The following is a 19647-nucleotide window of genomic DNA, read 5'->3' as shown; positions in this document are numbered from 1 at the left end:
TACGGAGCCGGCTGAGACCAACGCCCCCTTTGCAAAAGGGGGCCGGCGCCGCCGAGGCACGAAGCCTGGCGGACCCAGCGCGCCGGGGGATTACCCGCACATCGCGACACACCCCCACCCCCGACCCATTAGGATGACGCCAATGCGTTCTCTCCCCTCCCTGCCGCCGCTAGCGCGCACCTGTCTATTCGTCCTCGCCGCGCTAGCCGCCGTCTGCTGGCTGGCGCCGTCGCTAAGCCGCTACGGCCCGGTGCTGCCGGACTGGGAATCGCTGTCGTCCGCGCCCGGCGTCGCCGGGCATTGGTTCGGCACCGACGCCATCGGCCGCGACGTGTTCGCGCGGACCCTGGCCGGCGGACGTCTGTCGCTGGGCATCGGTCTGCTGGCCAGCGTGGTCGCGCTGGTCATCGGCGTGAGCTACGGCGCCATCGCCGGGCTCGCCGGCGGGATGGTGGAACGGTTGATGCTGCGGGTGCTCGACGTGTTCTCGGCGCTGCCGTTCCTGCTGGTGGTGATCTTGCTGCTGACCCTGTTCGAGCGTTCGCTGTGGTTGCTGTTGGCGGCGATCGGCGGCTACGTCTGGATCGATCTGGCCCGGGTCATGCGTGCGCAGGCCGCGCGCCTGCGCGAGGCGCCGTTCGTGTTGGCCGCGCAGGCGGCGGGCGCGAGTTTCGGCCAGCGGCTGCGTTGGCACGTGGTGCCGAATCTGATGCCGTTGGCGTTCGTCTATCTGGGGCTGATCCTGCCGCAGGCGATCTTGGTCGAAAGCTTCCTCGGCTTTCTGGGCCTGTCGATCGACGAACCCTCTTCCAGCTGGGGCGGCTTGCTCGCCGAAGGCGTGCAGGAACTCGACAGCGCGCCCTGGACCTTGCTGTTCCCTGCCGGATTTCTGGTCGCGACCTTGGCCGCGTTCCAATTCCTCGGCGACGGCCTGCGCGATTGGCTCGACGTGCGCGGCGAGATGCGCGCCAGCCCCGCATCGGCCAAGGCCGCAAGCGCATGAGCGCGTGGCTGACGCTGGAAGCCTTGAGCGTGCAGGCGCAGGGCCGCGACGGCTCGGCGCAACGCCTGCTCGGTCCGATCGATCTGCAATTGCAGGCCGGCCAATGCCTGGGCGTGGTTGGCGAAAGCGGCAGCGGCAAGAGTCTGACCGCGTTGTCGCTGCTGGGTCTGTTGCCGCCGCCGCTGCGCGCGCAAGGCCGCTTGTGCGTGGATGCGGCGCCGATTGAGTTGGCCGGCGCCGCGCACGCGCGTCTGCGCGGACGCGGGCTGGCGTGGGTGCCGCAGGACCCGCTGGCTTCGCTGCACCCGCTGCGTCGGGTCGGCGCGCAATTGGTAGAAACCCTGCGCGCGGTGTGCGGGCTCGGCGCGGCCGCCGCGCAAGCGCAGGCGTTGGCGTTGATCGAGCGAGTGCAATTGCCCGATCCGGCCGACGCGTTGCGGCGTTATCCGCATCAGTTCTCCGGCGGCCAGCGCCAGCGCATCGCCATCGCCCTGGCCTTGGCCACGCAACCGCGCGCGTTGATCGCCGACGAACCCACCTCGGCTTTGGACGCGCGCATCGCCCGCGACATTCTCGATCTGCTCGACCGCCTGCGCCGCGAAGACGGCCTGAGCCTGTTGTTGATCAGCCACGATCTGCCGCTGGTGGGCGCGTACGCGCAGCAGTTGCTGGTGCTCAAGCGCGGCGAAGCGGTCGAACGCGGAGCGACGGCGGCGCTGTTCGCCGCGCCCGCGCAGGCCTACACCCGCGAGCTGTTGGCCGCCGACAAGATCGCGCCCTTGCCCGAAAGCGAATCGGCGCCGGCGTCGGAACCGGCGTTGCTCAGCGGCGAAGGCTTGCGCATGCGCTATCCGCGCGCGCCGCGGCCGGCGCTGGATGGCGTGGACATCCAATTGCACCGTGGCGAAGGCCTGGCGCTGGTCGGCGAAAGCGGCAGCGGCAAGAGCACCCTGGGCCGAGCGTTGTTGCGCCTGCTGCGCGGCGCGCAGGGGCGGGTGCGTTTGGATGGCGTGGATCTGGCCTCGCTGGACGCGGCGGCGCTGCGCAAGTTGCGCGCGCGCACCGGGGTGGTGTTCCAGGACCCTTATGCTTCGCTCGATCCGCGCTTGCGCATCGCCGAGATCGTCGCCGAACCGTTGCGCATCCACGGCCAGGGCGACGCTGCCTCGCGCCGCGCCCGCGCCGGCGAGCTGCTGCGCGCGGTCGGTCTGGACGCGGACATGCTCGATCGTTATCCGCATCAGTTCTCCGGCGGCCAACGTCAGCGCATCGCCATCGCCCGCGCATTGGCGACGCAACCGCAGTTGTTGGTGTGCGATGAGGCGGTATCGGCGCTGGACGCGCACCATCGCGCGGCGATTCTGGCTTTGTTGGTCCAGCTCAAGCGCGAACGCGGTCTGGCGTTGCTGTTCGTCACCCACGACCTGGCCGCGGCCGCGGCGGTGGCCGAGCGCATCGCGGTGTTGGAAGCCGGGCGTATCGTCGAGACCGGGCCGACCGCAAGGGTGTTGCGCGCGCCCGCGCATCCGCACACCCGCGCCTTGCTGGCCGCGCGGCCGGCGGTTTGAGCGCGCCGGCGGCTCAGCCGGCGCGGGCGATCACACGATGCCGCCGCCGATGCTCAGGCGGACGATGCCGACCACGATCACGATGCCGTTGAGGATCAACCCGGCCTTGGCCCGGCCGCTGTTCTCCGAACGGGTGAACAGCAAACCGATGGCGGCGATGATCGCGCCGATCGCGGCGAACGGAATCAGGAACCAGTTGCCCCAGCCGAGCAATGGAATCAGGGCGAGCACCATCCACGCCAGTGCGACGATGCCCCAAAGCAGACTGATCATTCCCATCGTTGTGCACTCCGCAGAGGGCCGGTTCGGCCACGTCTGGAAATTAGTGGTGCGGGCGTAAATTTCAAGTGTGGGGTGCTGGGCCGGTCAGTGCCGCGCAAGGAAGGCGGGGGTCTTTGGCGGTCCCGCCAGAACGTCATTCCCGCGAAGGCGGGAATCCAGAGACTTCAGCGCCATCCCTCCAGCCCGTCATTCCCGCGAACGCGGGAATCCAGTGACTTCAAACGTTCTCGCACGAAAGGCCCTGGATCCCCGCGTTCGCGGGGATGACGAGCAAAAAAAACGGTAAGCCGAGCACCCACCTGCCGTCATTCCCGCAAAGGCGGGAATCCAGCGACTTCAAGCGTTCTCGCACGAAAGGCACTGGATTCCCGCCTTCGCGGGAATGACGGTAGGGGAGTACGTCGTTGCCGATGCTACGTAAGTGCGCGGTTGCCGACGGTTGCTAACTACGCTGTTACCGAATTCGGAATTCGGAATTCGGAATTCGGAATTCGGAATCACGAATCGCGAATCGCGAATCGCGAATCGCGAATCGCGAATCAAAACCTACCCATGCACCCCATCGATCTCAACCCGCAACTCATGCCGGCAGATCGCCGCATGCAGCAGAATGCGCGGCACCCGCTCGCCATAGCGGCGGTCGAGTTCGGCGGCGACTTCGGCGATGTCTTCCACGTCGCGCACATAAACCTTCAAGCACGAACCCGGACCGAACGCGACCGGCAACCCCGGCCGGTGCTGGCGGGCCGCGCCGATCAGGCTGTCGAAATTGGCCAGGGTTTCTTCAAGCTGCGCGCCCACCGATTCGGCGTGCTTGGATTCGTGCCCGACCACCGCGGCGGTGCCCGACAGCAGCAGCGGCATCGCCGCCGGCTGCGGCGGCAGCATCGCGCGGGCGAAGCTGGGCGACTGCGGGCCGTACTTGCGCGGGTAGCGGTAGGCGCTGACCTGGCGCGGATTCTCCAGCGGCGTGCCCGGCGTGCGCGAGGCCAGCCAATACACCTGCAGGCGGCGCGCGCCGTCGACACGGCCGATCGCGGTCGCCGCGGGCAAACGCGCGATCGGGAAATCGCCGAGCCCGGCGGCGCGGCCGACGCAGAACACGCGGTAGCGCTCTTCGTCGCCGTGGCCCAGGGTGATGCCGTCCAGGTAATTCCAGATGCGCAGCAAGTGCGGATAGCCGCGCGCGGCGGTGAACGCGACCAGCTTGCGGTACAGATACTCGGCCGCGCGCGCGATCTCGCCGTTGGTGGCCTCGCCGGGCAGCGGATCGGGTTCGTCGAATTCGATCACGCCGAATTGCAGCGAGCCGTCTTCCGACCAGGCCAGATCGCCGTCGCGGCCGCTGACCACCGGCCCGTTGGCGCGCCAGCGTTCCAGGCGGCGGTCGCCGAAGGATTCCAGCGGCACGCGCAGGTAGCGCGGGTCGTCGTGGCGCGGCGCGTCCTGGCCGAAGCCGAACACCGCCAGGGTGTCGTCCTCACCCAGCAGTTGCTCGGGCGTGGCCTGGAAGTAATCCACCTGCAGGTGCGGGCCGGTGATCATGGCGGGCGCGGCGCTCACGGGCGCTCCCGCCGCGGCGCGTCGGCGCCGGTGCGCAGGGTGTCGGTGTCGCCAGGGGTGACGGCGGCGGGTGTGACGGAATCCGGGAAATCGGACGATGGGACGGCGGCGGCGGCCGTCCCGGACTCGGAAGCGGGTGAGTTCATGCGCAAATGATAGCCTGCGGCCCCGCCGGACAGTGCGCCGGCTGCGACGTTCGGCGACGCCGGCCCGGGATCGGCGGAAACGCTCAAGCCATTGAAATGATTGGCGATTGGCCGTCGGGGAGGGGGCGTGGGCCGGGCCGGACCACTGTGACGTGTTGCACGACGTGCGCCGATGAAGGATCGTTGCGCCCCTCGCTTATGCCGCAACCGGATCACACGATGTCTGAACAAAGCCCTGCCGAACGCGAACTGGCGCAGCTGCTGGTCGAGAGCCTGAACCTGGAAGACGTGGCGCCGGAGCAGATCGATCCGGAGGCGGCGTTGTTCAACGAAGGGCTGGGTCTGGATTCGATCGACGCGTTGGAGCTGGCCCTGGCGATCACCAAGCGCTACGGCTTCCAACTGCGCTCGGACAGCGACGAGAACCGGCGCATCTTCGCTTCGCTGCGCGCGCTGTCGAACCACATCCAGCAACACCGCGCGGCTTGATCGGTGCGGCGCGGTCGGCGTCGCGCGAGGGTGATCTCATGAGTGCCGCCGCAAACCTGCGCGCCGCGCTGTCGCGCCCGATGCCGTCGCTGTTTCCGCCGTGCCGAACGCTGCTGCCGTGAACGATCTCGGGTCCCGCATCAGCGCACCGGCGCGTGTGCTGCTGGCCATCGCATATCCGTTGCTGGCGCATTGGGCCAGCCACGACGGCGGCGGCGTGTGGGCGGCGTTGGCGCTGGCCGATCTGGTGGTGTTCGTGACCATCGACGGCTTGCTCGCGCCGCGCTTGCTGCCGTGGATCGCCACGGCAGCGTTGCTGGCGGCGTTGGCACTGTCGGCCGCCACGCCGTATGCGCAGGTGTTGCTGCTGGCGCCGCCGGTGTTGTTCAACGCGTGGTTGTCCTGGTGGTTCGCGCGCAGCTTGCGCGCGCCGCGGCAGGGGCTGATCACCCGCATCGTCGCGGGGCTGTACGGCTGCGCGCCGGACGAACTGGCCCCGGACCTGTATCGCTACACCCGCCGCCTCACCGCGGTGTGGGCCGGCGTGCTGGCGCTGCTGGCCGTGGTCAACGGCGCGCTGGCGACCATCGCCGTGCCCGACGGCTTTTTGTTCCGGCTCGGTTACACGCCGGCGCTGGCGATCAGCCGCGAGCAGTGGTCCTGGTTCGCCAACATCTTCAATTACGGGGTGGTCGGCGGCGTGTTCGCGGTCGAATACCTGGTGCGGCGACGTTTGTTCAAGGATCGCCCGGAAAAGGGCTTCATCGATTTCTTCCGCAAGATGGCCCAACTCGGGCCGAAGTTCTGGAAAGAGCTGTTTTCCTGAGCGCGCGCTTCGGCCTGGAAACTCCCGCCCACGCCGCCGCAAACCGCGCCACGCTGGGGCGATGAACCCGAACCGACGCGAAAATGCCGGTTTTCGTCACGTTTTGCGGTGGGCTGCTTTATCCTTCGATTTCAGCCGCCACGCCGCTTAATTACCGCACCATGCAGTTCGTTATTGCCGCCGATCATCCCTGCCTCCCGGGTCACTTCCCGGGCCGGCCGCTGGTGCCCGGCGTGGTGCTGCTGGAGCGGGCGATCGAGGCGGTCCAGGCCGAGCACGGGCCGTTGACCGGCGTGCGCCTGCCGCAAGTGAAGTTCATGCGGCCGCTGCTGCCCGGACAAGCGGCCGAGGTCGAACTGGAATCGGTCGCGCCGGCGCGCTGGAAATTCCGGGTGCGGCACGCCGATGAGATTCTGGCCAGCGGCGAGATCGCCGCCGACCCGCCCCAAACCCCTTCGCCTGCCACGGACGCGCACGCATGAACCCTTCGCATTGGAAGCAACGCCCGGAAGGCGGCAGCCGCTTCGCCTTCCATCTGATCCGCTTCATCGCCAGCAACGGCGGCCGCGCGATCGCGCGGCTGACCCTGTATCCGATCGTCGCCTACTTCCTGATCGTGCGCGGCCCCGAGCGCCGCGCTTCGCGCGCGTATCTGACCCGCGTGCTCGATCGCGCGCCGGGGCTGATGGAGGTCGCGCGCCACATCCACACCTTCGCCGCGACCATCCTGGACCGCTTGTACATGCTGCGCGGCGGCATGGGCCGGTTCGATGTGCGGGTCAGCGGGCTGGAGCCGCTGGATCGGCAGATCGAGCGCGGCCAAGGGATGCTGTTGTTCGGCTCGCACCTGGGCAGTTTCGAGGCCTTGCGCGTGCTCGCGCGGCAGCGGCCCGAGGCCAAGGTGCGGGTGGTGCTGGACCGCGCCCACAATCCGCAACTGACCCAATTGCTCGATGCGCTGGATCCGCAGATCGCCAACAACGTCATCGATGCCGGCCAGGACGGTCCGTCGATCGTGCTGGCGATCAAGCAGGCCACCGACGAAGGCGCCATCGTCGCGCTGCTGGTCGATCGCGCCGCGCCGGGCGAGGCCTCGACCAGCGCGAGCTTTCTCGGCGCCAGCGCGCCGTTCCCGACCGCGCCGTGGCTGATCGCGGCGGCGTTGAAGTTGCCGGTGGTGTTGGCGTTCGGCCTGTATCGTGGCGGCTCGCGCTACGACCTGGTGTTCGAATCGTTCAGCGAAGGTGTGGCGATCGAGCGGCATAACCGCCCGGCGGTGCTGGCCGCGCTGGTCCAGCGCTATGCCGAACGCCTGCAGCACCACGCCCGCAGCGCGCCGTACAACTGGTTCAACTTCTACGATTTCTGGCACGCCGATGACGCTCAACAAGCCTTGCCTGATGCTGGCGCTGATGTTCGCCGCCGGGTCGCCGCACGCCGCTCCGGTTACTGACACCCCGGCGCCGCCGGCGTCCGCCGCGGACGCCGCGCAAGCCGCCGACCCGGCCTGGATCCTGCCGCGCCTGGCCCAGCCGATTCCCGCGCGCACCGACTTCGTCGAGGTGCGCGGCTCGGCCCTGTTGAAGGCGCCGCTGCGGGTGGCCGGCGAATACCGCCGTCCGGATGCGACCACCCTGGTGCGCGAGGTGCGCGAGCCGTACGCGGAAACCACCACCATCCGCACCGGCGCCAAGCCGGGGCAGGGCGAGGTCGAGATTGCCCGCGTCGGCAAGCCTGCGAAGAAGTTCTCGCTGTCGCGTGCGCCCGAACTGGTTGCGCTGCAGGCCAGTTTCGGCGCCTTGCTCGGCGGCGACCGCGCCGCGCTGGAACAGCATTACCGGGTGGCCGCCGAAGGCACCCGCCGGCAGTGGACCATCACTCTGACGCCGAAGGACGCGCGCGTGGCCGAACGCATCCGCGAGATCGTCCTGCTCGGCCGCGACGCCGAACTGCGCTGCATCGAAACCCGCCCGGCGCGCGCCAACGAGCAGCAACGCACCTTGCTCGCCGGCGCCGCGCGCGCGGCCGCCGGCGTGAGCGACGCCAGCCAGCTCGCGGCGCTGTGCCGCGGCCACGGCGCCGCGCGTTGATGACCCCGGCGCGGCGTCTGGGCTTGGCCCTGCTGTGGCTGGGCGTGCTGGCCCTGGCCGGCTGGGCGATCGGCGCGAACCTGAAACTCAGCGGCGATCTGCGCCGCTTCATGCCCAGCGCGCAGACGCCGGCACAGAAGCTGCTGATCGACGAACTCGGCGAAGGTCCGGGTTCGCGCTTGTTGCTGTTGGCGATCGGCGGCGACGACCCGGCGGCGCTGGCCGCGCAATCGCAGGCGCTGCGCGAGCGGCTGGCCAAACAAGCGCAGATCAAACTGGTCGCCAACGGCGCCGGCCTGGGCCTGGACGCGGTGCCCGAGCGCTTGCGTCCGTACCGCTATCTGTTGTCGCCCACGCTCGACGAAAACGCGCTCGATGCGGCGTATCTGCGCGAGCAACTCGATACCCGCGTGCAGGATCTGGGCTCGCCCGCGGGCGAACTGATCGAACCGCTGCTGCCCAGCGATCCGACCCTGGAAATGCTGCGTCTGGCCGAGGCCTGGCAACCGGCGCAGGCGCCGCAGCTGCTCGACGGCGTGTGGTTCGACCGCGCCGGCAAGGAAGCGTTGTTGGCGGTGGAAACGCGCGCGGCCGGATTCGATCCGACCGGGCAGCAAGCGGCGATCGGCGCGATCCAGCAAGCGTTCGCGCAAGTGCGCGGGACCAGCAAATCGGCGTTGACGGTCAGCGGCCCGGGCGCGTTCTCGCTGGAAATCGGCGGACGCACCCAGCGCGAAGCGAGTTTGATCGGCACCATCGACAGCCTGGTGTTCATCGCGCTGTTGTGGCTGGCGTATCGCAGCTGGAAGGCGCCGCTGATCGGCGGCCTGCCGCTGGCCACCGCGGGTCTGGCCGGCCTGGGCGCGGTCGCGGCGGTGTTCGAAGGCGTGCACGGCATCACCGTCGCGTTCGGTTTCACCTTGATCGGCGTGGTCCAGGATTACCCGATCCATTTGTTCAGTCATCAGCGACCCGGGCTGTCGCCCTGGGCCAGCGCGCGCAGTCTGTGGCCGACGCTGGGCACCGGCGTGGCTTCGACCTGTATCGCCTACCTGACGTTCTTTGTTTCCGGCGTCGATGGCTTGCAGCAACTGGCGGTGTTCACCATCGTCGGTCTGGCCACCGCGGCGCTGACCACCCGTTTCGTGCTGCCGGCGCTGATCGATCCGGCCCCGCGCGATGTCGCCCAATCGCAGCGGCTGGCGCGGGTGTGGAGCGCGCTCGCGCGCTGGCCGCGGCTGGGCGTGGCCAGCGTGTCGCTGATCGCGGCGCTGGCCTTGGCGGTGATCCTGTTCGTGCCCGGCGCGTTCTGGCAGAACGATCTGGCCAAGCTGACGCCGGTGCCGGAGGCGGCGATGGCGCGCGACATGCAACTGCGCGGCGAGATCGGCGCGCCGGACGTGCGCTATATCATCGCCATCGACGGCCGCGATACCGAGGCGGCGTTGCAGGCCTCCGAAGCGCTGTTGCCGCAGCTGCCGTTGCTGCGCCAGCGCGGCGCCATCGCCGGGTACGACCTGGCCGCGCGCTATCTGCCCAGCGCCAAGACCCAGCGCGAACGCCAGCAGCGGCTGCCTGATCCGGCGAGCTTGCGCGCCGCGCTCGACAGCGCGGTCGCGGCCACGCCGTTCCGCGGCGATGCCTTCGCCGATTTCCTGCGCGATGTCGAGCGCGCCCGTCACGCCGAGCCGTTGCGGGTGAGCGATCTGGCCGGCACGCCGCTGGCGGTGAGCGTGGAAGGTTTGTTGTTGCAGCGCGGCGACCGCACCACCGCACTGGTGTCGCTGACCGGCCTGCGCGATCCGGACGTGGTCGCCGACGTGGTGCGCGAGCATGGCGCGCAACTGCTCGACTTGAAGCAGGCCTCGGAGTCCTTGGTCGCCGAGTACCGCGGCCGGGTGCTGATGGCGCTGGGCTTGGCCGGCGTGCTGTTGGCCGCGGCGGTATGGATCGCCCTGCGTTCGCCGCGGCGGGCGCTGCGCGTGCTCGCGCCGATGGCGCTGACCACGCTGCTGATTCTGGCGGTGCTGCGCGGCCTGGGCGTGGAATTGAATCTGTTCCACCTGGTTTCGTTGATTCTGGCCGCGGGTCTGGGGCTGGATTACGCCTTGTTCTTCGATCACGCCGGCGACGACCGCGCCGAACAGCTGCGCACTTTGCATGCGGTGATCGTTTGCAGCCTGACCACGTTGATGGTGTTCGCATTGCTGGCGCTGTCGTCGATTCCGGTGTTGCGCGCGATCGGCGCCACGGTCGCGTTGGGCGTCGCCTTCAATTTCGTGCTGGCGCTGCTGATCGTGCGCGAGCCGGCGGCGATGCTGGAAGAGGGCGACGATGCGCAGGCGTGAGGACATCGCGGCGCTGATTCCGCATCAGGGGCTGATGTGCCTGTGGGAGCAGGTGCTGGAGTGGGATGAAGAGCGCATCGTTTTGCGCAGCGACGGACATCGCGATCCGGCGCATCCATTGCGCGGCGCTGGCGGTTTGCATGCGGTGCACTTGTGCGAGTACGGCGCGCAGTTGATGGCGGTGCATGGCGGTTTGTCGGCGGCCAAGCACGGTGGCGTCGCCAAGCCTGGGGTGTTGGTGGCGTTGCGCGGTGTGCAGTTGCAGGTGGCGCGTATCGACGACTTGCCTGGGGCGTTGGAAGGTGTCGGGCGCAAGCTCATCGATACCGGCGAGAGTTGGCAGTACGAGTTTGAGATTCGGCATGCCGGCGATGTCATCGCGCAAGGGCGCGCGGCGGTGATGGTGCGGTCGGACTAGCGGCCCTCATCCGCCCTTCGGGCACCTTCTCAGCCTTGCACACCCTTCGGGCGCCGCAAGCGGGAGAAGGACTCGAAGCCAACCCTCTCCCTGAAGTTGATAGCCCCTCTCCCGCTTGCGGGAGAGGGGTTGGGGTGAGGGCAATCCGGCAAGCATTCACACCATCGCCCCCAAAGCGTTTCCTCCAGCATTGCGGCCCACCGCACCAGGAGCGAAGCGATGCCCATGCAGTTCCACTTCCAGGACCGCGGCCCGCACCGCCAAGACGGTCATTTCGGCCACCGCTTCGATCTGCGCATCGTCTTCGGCCAGCGCCGCGGCGCGCAGCTGGCGTGGTTCGAACGCTGCGACCGGCCCTACGACCCGGACATGCCGCAAGACACCTGGGTCGACATGCATCTGTTGCTGGGCGCTCGCTCGCCGCTGTTCGCGCAGTGGCTGGAAACCACCGTCGACAGCGGCCGGGTCGAGATCGATTTCGACCACTGGGCGGCGATGCGCCAGGAGCCGTACGCGCAGCGCAGCCTGGAATGGTGCGTGGTCGCCGTCGACGGCGATGAAGACGCCGAAGACGACGGCCATCGCGAATGGGCGATGTGGCGCGGCGTGCAGCAACTGTCTTGCGACAGCGAAGGCCGGGTGGTCGATCAGTCCATGCGCACGATCGATTCGCTCCACGGCCGCAGCGGCCAGCCGCCGTCGCCGGACCAGTTTCCGCATTACTGAGGGTCGGCCCGGGCCCCGACGGGGCGCAGATTCCGCGGGGGCGGACGGTCCCCGCTCCGCGCGGCGCCGTGGCGGAGCGGGGACCGGCAAGCGCGCGGCGGTGGGCGTGGGCTTCTACAATCGGGGTTTGAGCATCGGGCCCAGGCCCAGGAATCGCCCCATGTCCGAGCCCTCCGTCCCTTCGCGCCGCGCCTTGGTCACCGGCGGCAGCGGCGATCTGGGCCGCGCGATCTGCCTGCGTCTGGCCGCGCAGGGCTGGCGGGTGATCGTGCACGCCAACAGCGGGATCGAGCGCGCCGAAGCGGTGGTCGCGCAGATCCGCGACGGCGGCGGCTACGCCGAAGCGATCACCTTCGACGTCGCCGACGGCGACGCCGCCGCGCGCGCGATCGAGGGCTTGCTGCAGGACGGCCCGATCCAGGGCGTGATCAACAACGCCGGCATCCACGACGACGCGCCGATGGCGGGCATGAGCGCGCAGCAGTGGAAGCGGGTGATCGATGTGTCCCTGCACGGCTTCTTCCACGTCACCCAGCCGCTGCTGCTGCCGATGGCGCGCACCCGCTGGGGGCGCATCGTCAGCGTGTCTTCGGTCGCGGCGGTGTTGGGCAATCGCGGGCAGACCAATTACGCCGCGGCCAAAGCCGCGCTGCACGGCGCGTCCAAATCGCTGGCGCGGGAAATGGCCAGCCGCGGCATCACCGTCAACGTGGTCGCGCCCGGCGTGATCGAGGGCCGCATGGCCGCCGAGGCGTTCCCGCCCGAGGCGATCAAGCAGATGGTCCCGGCCGGGCGCGCCGGCCGTGCCGATGAGGTCGCCGCGCTGGTCGGGTTCCTGTGTTCGGACGATGCCGGTTACATCAGCGGGCAGGTGATCGGGATCAACGGTGGGATGGGCTAGGCGCTGCGCGGCACGGTTTCTGTGGTGGCTGTGCAGTGTGACGCAGAACGCATAATCTATCCCGCGCTCGCCGAATGGATCGGCGGCTTCAAGGGGAAACATCATGTCCAAACTGCTGCGCTATGCGCTGCTGCTGCTATTGCTGTGCGCGCCGACGGCGTTCGCCAAGTCGGTGAAGATGCCGCTCGCCGCCGATCAGGATCCCAAGCCCGAGGCGGGCAAGGCCCTGGTGGTGTTCTTGCGTTCGTCCTTCGTCGGCAGCGCCATTTCGTCTTCGGTGTACGCCGCGCCCGACAGCGACACGCGCTTCCTCGGCGTGGTCCAGAACAAGAACAAGCTGGCCGTGCAGGTCGAGCCGGGCGAACACCGTTTCATGGTGATCGCCGAAAACGCCGACTTCCTCGACGCCAAGCTCGACGCCGGCAAGACCTATTACGTGCTGATCAGCCCGCGCCCGGGCGCGTGGAAGGCGCGTTTCTCGCTGCTGCCCATCCACAACCGCGCCGATGCCGAGTACAGCCTGCTCAGCGACGATTTCAAGAAGTGGACGGCCGCCGGCAAGTACGTGTCGATGAGCCCGGAAGCGGAAGCCTGGTACGAAGCCAATAAGGCCAGCGTCGCCGAGAAGAAGGCCGACTACCTGGTCAAGTGGAACAAGATGCTGCCCAAGGATCGTGCGGAACTGGTGTTGCACGCCGAGGACGGCGTCGCGGCGCCGTAAGCGGCCCACGCGCGCGATCCACGGCCCGGCCCGAGCCTGCGATGCAGGTTCCGGCCGGGCTTTTTTATGTCTGCATCTCGGGGCACCCGGACCATCGGTAGCGGCGCGGCGTCGGGCGGCGCCCGCTTCACCCCGCGCTGGGGCGGCCCGGCGTAGCATGGCTGCCTGTCCGATATCGGGATCGCCGCCATGTTCAGACCGCTTCTGCTCGCGCTGACGACTTCGTTGCTGGCCGCCTGTGCCAGCTCGCACGTAATGACCGGCACGCCGCGGCCGCCGGTGCCGGTGGAGCAGGTGCGGGTGTATTTCGCGCCGCCGCCGAGCCGTTACGAGGAAATCGCCTTGCTCGAGAGCAACAGCGGCGCATTCACCTACGGCGAGCAGAACAAGACCAATTCGGTGCTCAACAAGCTGCGCGTCGAGGCGGCCAAGCTCGGCGCCAACGGGGTGTTGTTCCAGGGCACCCAGGACGGCGCGGGCGGTACCGGCGTCAGCGTCGGTGCGGGCGGCGGCAGTTACGGCGGCGGTCGTCATTTCAGCGGCGGCGGGGTCGGGATCAGCATCAGTCCGCGGCAGAAGTTCGCGCGCGGGGTGGCGATCTATGTGCTCAATCCGCCGCCGTTGAACGATCCGGGTCCGCAGGGGCCGGTGAGTCCGAATCCGGGTGCCAGTCCGCCGCCGCGCGACTAAGCATCGGCGCAGCAACCATTGCCCCCTTTAGAAAAGGCGGCGGCGCTCGCGCAGCGGGCGCGGGGATTTGAGCTTTTGCGGTTGCTTGAGAGCGAAAGCAAATCCCCCCTAACCCCCCTTTTTCAAAGGGGGGAACTGCTTTCGCGGGGGGCGTGCGGAGTCGGCGCGACGTCGTCTGCGCCTTTGAGTATCGGCGCAACAGCCATTGCCCCCTTTAGAAAAGGGGGCGGCGCTCGCGCAGCGGGCGCGGGGGATTTGAGCTTTTGCGGTTGCTTGGGAGCAAAAGCAAATCCTCCCTACCCCCCCTTTTTCAAAGGGGGGAACTGCTTTCGCGGGGGGCGTGCGGAGTCGGCGCGACGTCGTCTGCGCCTTTGAGTATCGGCGCAGCAGCCATTGCCCCCTTTAGAAAAGGGGGCGGCGCTCGCGTAGCGGGCGCGGGGGATTTGAGCTTTTGCGGGCGCTTGGGAGCAAGAGCAAATCCCCCCTAGCCCCCCTTTTTCAAAGGGGGGAACTGCTTTCGCGGGGTTTGTGTGGAATCAGCGCGATGTCGTCTGCGCTTTGTGCACGCCTTCGCTACCGAACTCGCCGCTGGGATCGTCGATCAGCGGCGGGTTCGCGCGGATGCTGCGATACACCGCTGGCACGCCACCGCGGCGCAAACACTGCACCACGATGTGTGAGGTGATCCGGCTGAAATCGCGCAGCGGCTTGAAATGGCTGGCGCGGAATTGCTGCTGCGAATCCTGGCTGTTGTAGCGCGATTCGATCGGCACCGACACGCAGCGGGTGCCCAGGCGCTGCGCCGCCGACATCAGGATCTGCGCTTCGAATACGAAGTCTTCGCCCGGCACTTCGCCCAGCGCGATCACCTCGGCCGGGTACAGGCGTTGGCCGCTCTGGCTGTCGGCGACTTGATAGCCGGTGCCCCAGGCCACGCCCCAGTCGCCGAAGCCGTTGGCCAGCCGGCGATAGGTCGGCTGCGAGGCACGCTTGCGCAGGCGCGCGCCGATCACGATGTGGCCAGGATGGCGGTTGGCGCTGTCGATCAAACGCGGAATGTCTTCGGCCGCGTGCTGGCCGTCGCCGTCCATGGTCACCACCGCCGCCGCGCCGCGCCGCTGCGCTTCGGCGAAACCGTCGCGCAGGCTCGCGCCCTTGCCTTGGCGCTGGCGATGGCGCAGCAACGTCACCGGCAGGTCGGCGATGCGCTCGCCGGTGCCGTCGTCGGAGCCGTCGTCGATCACGATCACTTGCGCGCATTGCGCCAGCGCGCCTTCGACCACTTCGCGAATGCGCAGCGCCTCGTTGAGCGCGGGAATCACCACCGCGACGTTGTGCCGGTCCAGCCGCACGCGCGCGCCGCCGTTCGCGGAAGTTCGCGCCCAGGCCGGCGCGGTCGTGTCGCGTCCAGGCGACGAAGTGTCAGTCATGGCTCAGTTCCACCCACAGGCTGCGGCCGGCGCCCGCCGGCAACGCGACGCGATCATGCCGCGCAGCCAGGGCGTCGAACAAGGGCAGCATCGGCGCGCTGGCGTTGCCGGCCTCGCGCTGGGCCAGCCGGCCGGGCTCGGACTGCGCCGATTCTCCCAGCCAGGCGCGCAGGGTCGGCAGGCCCTCACGCGCGCGCGTCAGCACCAGCGCGCCGCCGAGCAGGCCCTGGCTGTGCGCGATTTCGGCCAAGGGGCCGTAGCCGCCGCCGTCGTAACCGACCAGCAACGCGGCGTCCTCGCCAGTGGCGATCTGGCTCAGCGCTTCGATCAGTCCCTGGGCGAAACTGGCCTGCAACGCGCTCAGCGCGGTGGCCGGGCGCATCGCCCCGGCGCCGATGGTCCAGTAGCCGGCGGCGGCGTTGTGCACCGAGTTGTGGAAGCGGGTCGGCGAGATCGTGCGCGGTTCGCTGGCCAAGGTCGCGCACATGTAATCGGTGATCTGCATGTCGCCGTGGCTGGAGGCGAACACCGAGGACAGGCCGGCCGGATCGCGGCCGGCGGCCTGGCACGCGGCCAGGGCCACTTCCAGCGCCACCGCCACCGTTTCCGGCGCGCGCCGGCGTTCGTTGGCGGCCAACAAGGTCGGCGCCGGCCGCGTCGGCGCGTCGGCGACGGCGTCGGCCTGGCCCAGCGCATAGGCGCGCGCGGCGTTCCAGTCGGGCAGGCCGCGGCTCCAGTAACCGATGCCCTCGATGCCGGCGCTCAACGCCGCGGCCGGACGCGCGATGGGAGCGCTCATGCGCGCGCGAACACCAGCGAGCAGTTATTGCCGCCGAAACCGAAAGAGTTGTTCATCGCGTACCGAATGGAGTGGCGGGCGTTGTCGAAGCGGATCTGCGGACCGTTGCCGGGATCGGGTTCGACGCTGTTGAGAATGCCGGGCAACTCGCCGCTTTCCAGCGCGAGCAGGGCGATCGCCGATTCGACGATGCCGGCCGCGCCGAGGGTGTGGCCGGTCCAGCCCTTGGTCGAACTGGCGTGCAGCGCGGGCGGAAACATCGCCGCCACCGCGAAGGCTTCGACCTGATCGTTGGCCGGCGTGGCGGTGCCGTGCAGATTGAGATAACCCACCTCGCCCGCGTCGATGCCGGCGCGGGCCAGCGCATCGGCCATCGCCAGGCGCGCGCCCAGACCCTGCGGGTGCGGGGTGGACATGTGGTGGGCGTCGCTGGACTCGCCGTAACCGCGCAGCTCCAGACCGCTGGCGGCGTCGCCGTCGCGGCGTTCGAGCACGGCGAAACCGCCGGCCTCGCCCAGCGACAAGCCGACCCGGTTCGCGTCGAAGGGTTTGCACGGCTCGGTGGAAACCAACTGCAGCGAGTTGAAGCCGAACAGCACGCTGCCGCACAAGGTGTCCACGCCGCCGACCAGGGCCGCGTCGGCCAGGCCGGACTGGATCAACCGTGCCGCTTGCGCGAACACCTTGGCGCTGGACGAGCACGCGGTGGCCACGGTCGCGCACGGGCCGCGCAGGCCGGTCGCCGCGGCGACGAACGCGCCCAGCGAATGCGGGGTGTGCAGGATCGGCGCCGACAATTCCTGCGGGAAACGCGGCGGATCGCCTTGCAGGCCGGCATAGGCCTGTTCGGTCGCGCCGATGCTGGAGGTGGAGGTGCCGACGATCACCGCCACCCGATCGGCGCCGTAGCGCGCGACCGCCGCGGCGATGGCCGCGGGCACGCCGTCGTGCTGCAGGCTCATCCAGGCCAGGCGGTTGTTGCGGCATTCCCAGTCGGCCAGCGCCGCCGGCAGCGGCGCGTCTTCCACGCCCTCGACCCGGCCGATCCAGCAATCCAGCGGCGCCTGATCCGGCGCCAGCGGGGCGAAATCGTTGCGACGCAGGCCGCCGCGGCGTTCGCGCAGGGCCCGGGCCTGGGCTTGCAGGCCGTGCCCGAGCGCGGTGGTGGCGGTGTAGGCGCGGATCGCCAGCGGCGGCATCGGTGAGACGTTGGATGTCACTAGACAGGTACGACGCTGCGTGCGGAATCAGCCGGAAGTATAGCCACCCGCTGTCGCCGGCCGGCCGCGACGCAGCCGCGTATCATGGCCGCCGCTGCGGGTCGGTTCATCGCCGCGCGGCGGCTGTTCAGGCCGCCGCGGCGCGTTCGGGGCGATCGGCGCGGCACCGTTCAGGGGATCCACGGAGGATCCCGACCACAGGGGGAAACACCATGCGTTTGATGCATCTGATGTTGGCGGCGTTGTGTCTGGCCGCGTTCGCGGCATTTCCGGGAGCGGTGCAGGCGCGTTCGGCGCCGCTGATCGATCCCGATCCGATCGCCATTCCGGCCGGCACCGATCCGGCCAAGGTCGCCAAGGACATCAAGCGCGCGCTGATGGGCCGCGGTTGGTCGATCACCAACGAACAGCCGGGCCAGATCGATTCCACCTTGAACCTGCGCGCCCACGTCGCCCGCATCCGGGTCACCTACGACGCCAAGCACGTGCGTTTCGCCTACGTCGACAGCAACAACCTCGACTACAAGCTCAAGGGCGGCAAGCCGTACATCCACAAGAACTATCTGGGCTGGATCGGTTATCTGACCACCGACCTGTCGACCAACCTGCAGTTGTCCGCGCAAGACTGAGCCGGTCTCCGCGGCGCGGCATCGGCCGCGCCGCGGGCATCGCCGCCGCCGCTGTCTTGATCGCCGCTCTTCGTCCGCCGCCACCGGTTTTTCTCTTGACCAGCCGCACCGCTCACCGCATCGCATTGTTCGGCGACCGCGACATCCTGCATGTCGCGCTGATCACGGTCGTGGTTTGCGTGCTCAGCGCCGGCCTGGTGTATCTGGGTTATCTGCTGCACGTGTTGCGGGTGGCGCGGCGCGCGCCGTGCCGGCCCGAGCGCGGCGAGTGCGTGTTGCTGTTCGGCAAGCACGCGCCGGGCGGGCGGTTGGATGCCGATTTCCAAGCGCGCCTGGATCGGGCGATGGCGTTGTGGCGCGAACGGCCGCCGGCGTGTCTGGTGTTGCTCGGCGGCGGCCCGGAGAACGAGCCGACCGAGGCCGAACTGGCGCGGCGCGGATTGCTTGCGCGCGGCCTGCCGGCGGATGCGCCGCTGCGCCTGGAATCGGAATCGCGCGATACCTTGCAGAACCTGCGCAATGCGCGCGCGGTGCTGGGCGAGCGGATGCATTCGCGGGTGACCTTGCTCAGCAGCCGCTATCACCTGGCCCGTTGCGCCTGGTTCGCGCGCCGCCTGGGCTACGACTGGGAGCTGTGCGCGGCCGAGCCGCGTCTGTCGCTGGCGCCGCGGATGTGGCCGCGGCTGCTCGGCGAAGCCGGCTATGTGTGCATGAGCGACATCGGCGCGCGCTGGGCGCGCTTGATCGGCAGCCAGCGCATGCTCGCGCGGGTCAGCTGAGCGCGCCGGTTCGCGCCGAAACCACTTTCAAAACGGGAAAACGCAGCGTCGTGATCGGCGTTTGCCGATCTTGTGACCGCAATCCGCCGCGGCGGGCTTACGGCTCTTGCCGGCGCCGCGCGGCGGCGCGCGATTCATGGCAGGCGCGGCCGGCTCAGTCTTCGCCGGAGCGGCGGCCGCGCACGCCGCGCGCGGCCGGGCGCGCGGCTTCGGCGCTGTTCTGGCGCAACATCGCTTCGCGCAGATGCGACTCGCCCCCCGAGCACACCGCCAGCACCCGGCAACGGCCCGGCGCGGCGGCGATGTAGGCGTGGCCCATGGCGCTGTCGAAATAAATCGAGTCGCCCACTTCCAACCGCGCCGGCGCGTACAACTCGCTGTGCAGTTCGATCGCGCCTTCCAGCACCAGCGCGAATTCCTCGCCGCTGTGGCGGATCAGTTCGCCGAATTCCTCCAGCGAACGCGCGTGGACCTCGGCGAAGATCGGCACCAGCCGTTTGTTGAGCAGTTCCGCGGCGGGATAGAGGTGGCCGTAGTTTTCGGTGCCGATCGCATAGCCTTCGCCGGCGCGGGTGATGCTGCGGCGGCCGCTGAAGGCGTCGTTGCCGGCCGGCGGCTGCGAGGAAAACAGCTCGCCGATGTCCACTTCCAGGCCTTGGGCGATGCGGGTGAGCTTGTCGAAGCTCAGCGACATCTTGCCGTTCTCGATCTTCGACAAAGTCGAGATCGGCAGACCGGTGCGCGCGCCGATTTCGGCCAGGGTCCAGCCGCGCTGGCGGCGCAGGGCGCGCAAGGCGACGCCCGGATTGTGGACGGCGGCTGGCGCGGCGACGGTGACGGTCTTGCTGCGCTTGGCGGGCATGGACGGGGCCGAGGGAGTTCACGGCGACTCTAGGCGGGCGTCATCGGCTTGCCAAGCGAGTCGGGGCGGGGCTTGTTCAGTTTACGAAATCTGTTTGCGAATTCCGAAAATTCAGCGATGGCCGTCGGCGGTGAGGCTTGCCCGCGTGCACGGCCTG

Annotated in this window: 21 protein-coding genes; 15 read left to right on the top strand and 6 right to left on the bottom strand. The window is 69.1% G+C overall.

The window, feature by feature from the left end; all coding sequences use genetic code 11:
* The first annotated feature begins 142 nt into the window (after positions 1 to 142).
* The gene (locus V7787_RS20300; protein WP_336089347.1) at positions 143 to 1003 is read left to right on the top strand and encodes an ABC transporter permease; all 861 of its coding nucleotides are present in this window, start codon (positions 143 to 145) and stop codon (positions 1001 to 1003) included.
* Positions 1000 to 2571, top strand: a complete 1572-nt coding sequence (locus V7787_RS20295; RefSeq protein WP_336089346.1) for an ABC transporter ATP-binding protein — start codon at positions 1000 to 1002, stop codon at positions 2569 to 2571. The genes V7787_RS20300 and V7787_RS20295 overlap by 4 nt, the downstream gene beginning before the upstream one ends.
* 30 nt (positions 2572 to 2601) lie before the next feature.
* On the opposite strand, the gene V7787_RS20290 is transcribed toward V7787_RS20295, so the two are convergent.
* Together V7787_RS20290 and V7787_RS20285 are read right to left on the bottom strand one after the other, a co-directional pair.
* Positions 2602 to 2844, bottom strand: coding sequence for a hypothetical protein (locus tag V7787_RS20290; RefSeq protein ID WP_336089345.1), 243 nt, complete (start codon positions 2842 to 2844; stop codon positions 2602 to 2604).
* A 555-nt stretch (positions 2845 to 3399) separates the two neighbouring features.
* Positions 3400 to 4416 (bottom strand): chorismate transformation enzyme, FkbO/Hyg5 family, encoded by a 1017-nt coding sequence (locus V7787_RS20285; protein WP_336089344.1) that lies wholly within the window; start codon positions 4414 to 4416, stop codon positions 3400 to 3402.
* Between the two features lie 365 nt (positions 4417 to 4781).
* Between V7787_RS20285 and V7787_RS20280 the strand changes: the two genes are divergently transcribed.
* The 11 genes from V7787_RS20280 (at position 4782) to V7787_RS20230 (ending at position 13771) form a co-directional block, all read left to right on the top strand.
* The gene (locus V7787_RS20280) at positions 4782 to 5051 is read left to right on the top strand and encodes a phosphopantetheine-binding protein (RefSeq protein ID WP_336089343.1); all 270 of its coding nucleotides are present in this window, start codon (positions 4782 to 4784) and stop codon (positions 5049 to 5051) included.
* A gap of 118 nt (positions 5052 to 5169) precedes the next feature.
* Positions 5170 to 5877 carry a hypothetical protein gene (locus tag V7787_RS20275; protein WP_336089342.1) on the top strand — a complete coding sequence of 236 codons (708 nt, stop codon included), beginning with the start codon at positions 5170 to 5172 and terminating at the stop codon, positions 5875 to 5877.
* Positions 5878 to 5960: 83 nt separating this feature from the next.
* The gene (locus tag V7787_RS20270; RefSeq protein ID WP_336089341.1) at positions 5961 to 6359 is read left to right on the top strand and encodes a hypothetical protein; all 399 of its coding nucleotides are present in this window, start codon (positions 5961 to 5963) and stop codon (positions 6357 to 6359) included.
* The gene (locus V7787_RS20265) at positions 6356 to 7330 is read left to right on the top strand and encodes an LpxL/LpxP family acyltransferase (protein WP_336089340.1); all 975 of its coding nucleotides are present in this window, start codon (positions 6356 to 6358) and stop codon (positions 7328 to 7330) included. The genes V7787_RS20270 and V7787_RS20265 overlap by 4 nt, the downstream gene beginning before the upstream one ends.
* The gene (locus V7787_RS20260; RefSeq protein ID WP_336089339.1) at positions 7254 to 7967 is read left to right on the top strand and encodes a LolA-related protein; all 714 of its coding nucleotides are present in this window, start codon (positions 7254 to 7256) and stop codon (positions 7965 to 7967) included. Before V7787_RS20265 ends, V7787_RS20260 begins: the two co-directional genes overlap by 77 nt.
* Entirely contained in the window at positions 7967 to 10315 is a 2349-nt protein-coding gene (locus tag V7787_RS20255) for an MMPL family transporter (RefSeq protein ID WP_336089338.1), read from the top strand. Before V7787_RS20260 ends, V7787_RS20255 begins: the two co-directional genes overlap by 1 nt.
* Positions 10302 to 10733, top strand: coding sequence for a hypothetical protein (locus V7787_RS20250; RefSeq protein WP_336089337.1), 432 nt, complete (start codon positions 10302 to 10304; stop codon positions 10731 to 10733). Before V7787_RS20255 ends, V7787_RS20250 begins: the two co-directional genes overlap by 14 nt.
* 219 nt (positions 10734 to 10952) lie before the next feature.
* Positions 10953 to 11459 (top strand): hypothetical protein, encoded by a 507-nt coding sequence (locus V7787_RS20245; protein ID WP_336089335.1) that lies wholly within the window; start codon positions 10953 to 10955, stop codon positions 11457 to 11459.
* Positions 11460 to 11619: 160 nt separating this feature from the next.
* Positions 11620 to 12360 (top strand): 3-oxoacyl-ACP reductase FabG, encoded by a 741-nt coding sequence (gene fabG / locus V7787_RS20240; protein WP_336089334.1) that lies wholly within the window; start codon positions 11620 to 11622, stop codon positions 12358 to 12360.
* 103 nt (positions 12361 to 12463) lie between these two features.
* Positions 12464 to 13081, top strand: coding sequence for a hypothetical protein (locus V7787_RS20235; protein WP_336089332.1), 618 nt, complete (start codon positions 12464 to 12466; stop codon positions 13079 to 13081).
* 189 nt (positions 13082 to 13270) lie between these two features.
* A complete protein-coding gene (locus tag V7787_RS20230; RefSeq protein ID WP_336089331.1) occupies positions 13271 to 13771 on the top strand; it encodes a hypothetical protein in 501 nt (166 codons plus the stop codon).
* A 536-nt stretch (positions 13772 to 14307) separates the two neighbouring features.
* Here the strand turns inward: V7787_RS20230 and V7787_RS20225 are convergent.
* Genes V7787_RS20225 through V7787_RS20215 form a run of 3 tightly spaced genes read right to left on the bottom strand, consistent with a single transcriptional unit; the run spans position 14308 to position 17220 of the window.
* Positions 14308 to 15201, bottom strand: a complete 894-nt coding sequence (locus V7787_RS20225; protein WP_336089329.1) for a glycosyltransferase family 2 protein — start codon at positions 15199 to 15201, stop codon at positions 14308 to 14310.
* Positions 15194 to 16000, bottom strand: a complete 807-nt coding sequence (locus V7787_RS20220; RefSeq protein ID WP_336089328.1) for a beta-ketoacyl synthase chain length factor — start codon at positions 15998 to 16000, stop codon at positions 15194 to 15196. Before V7787_RS20220 ends, V7787_RS20225 begins: the two co-directional genes overlap by 8 nt.
* On the bottom strand, positions 15997 to 17220 hold the full coding sequence (locus V7787_RS20215) for a beta-ketoacyl-[acyl-carrier-protein] synthase family protein (RefSeq protein ID WP_336089327.1): 1224 nt from the start codon (positions 17218 to 17220) through the stop codon (positions 15997 to 15999). The genes V7787_RS20220 and V7787_RS20215 overlap by 4 nt, the downstream gene beginning before the upstream one ends.
* A gap of 212 nt (positions 17221 to 17432) precedes the next feature.
* Here V7787_RS20215 and V7787_RS20210 point away from each other — a divergent pair, with 212 nt between their 5' ends.
* Together V7787_RS20210 and V7787_RS20205 are read left to right on the top strand one after the other, a co-directional pair.
* Positions 17433 to 17849: a hypothetical protein gene (locus V7787_RS20210; RefSeq protein WP_336089325.1), complete on the top strand. Its 417-nt coding sequence runs from the start codon at positions 17433 to 17435 to the stop codon at positions 17847 to 17849.
* A 95-nt stretch (positions 17850 to 17944) separates the two neighbouring features.
* Complete coding sequence (locus V7787_RS20205) at positions 17945 to 18628, top strand: YdcF family protein (RefSeq protein WP_336089324.1); 684 nt, start codon at positions 17945 to 17947, stop codon at positions 18626 to 18628.
* Between the two features lie 154 nt (positions 18629 to 18782).
* On the opposite strand, the gene V7787_RS20200 is transcribed toward V7787_RS20205, so the two are convergent.
* Positions 18783 to 19490 carry a helix-turn-helix domain-containing protein gene (locus V7787_RS20200; RefSeq protein ID WP_336089323.1) on the bottom strand — a complete coding sequence of 236 codons (708 nt, stop codon included), beginning with the start codon at positions 19488 to 19490 and terminating at the stop codon, positions 18783 to 18785.
* Positions 19491 to 19647 lie beyond the last annotated feature (157 nt).

Source organism: Pseudomonas sp. CGJS7, assembly GCF_036961695.1.
This window is presented reverse-complemented; position numbering and strand designations above follow the sequence as displayed.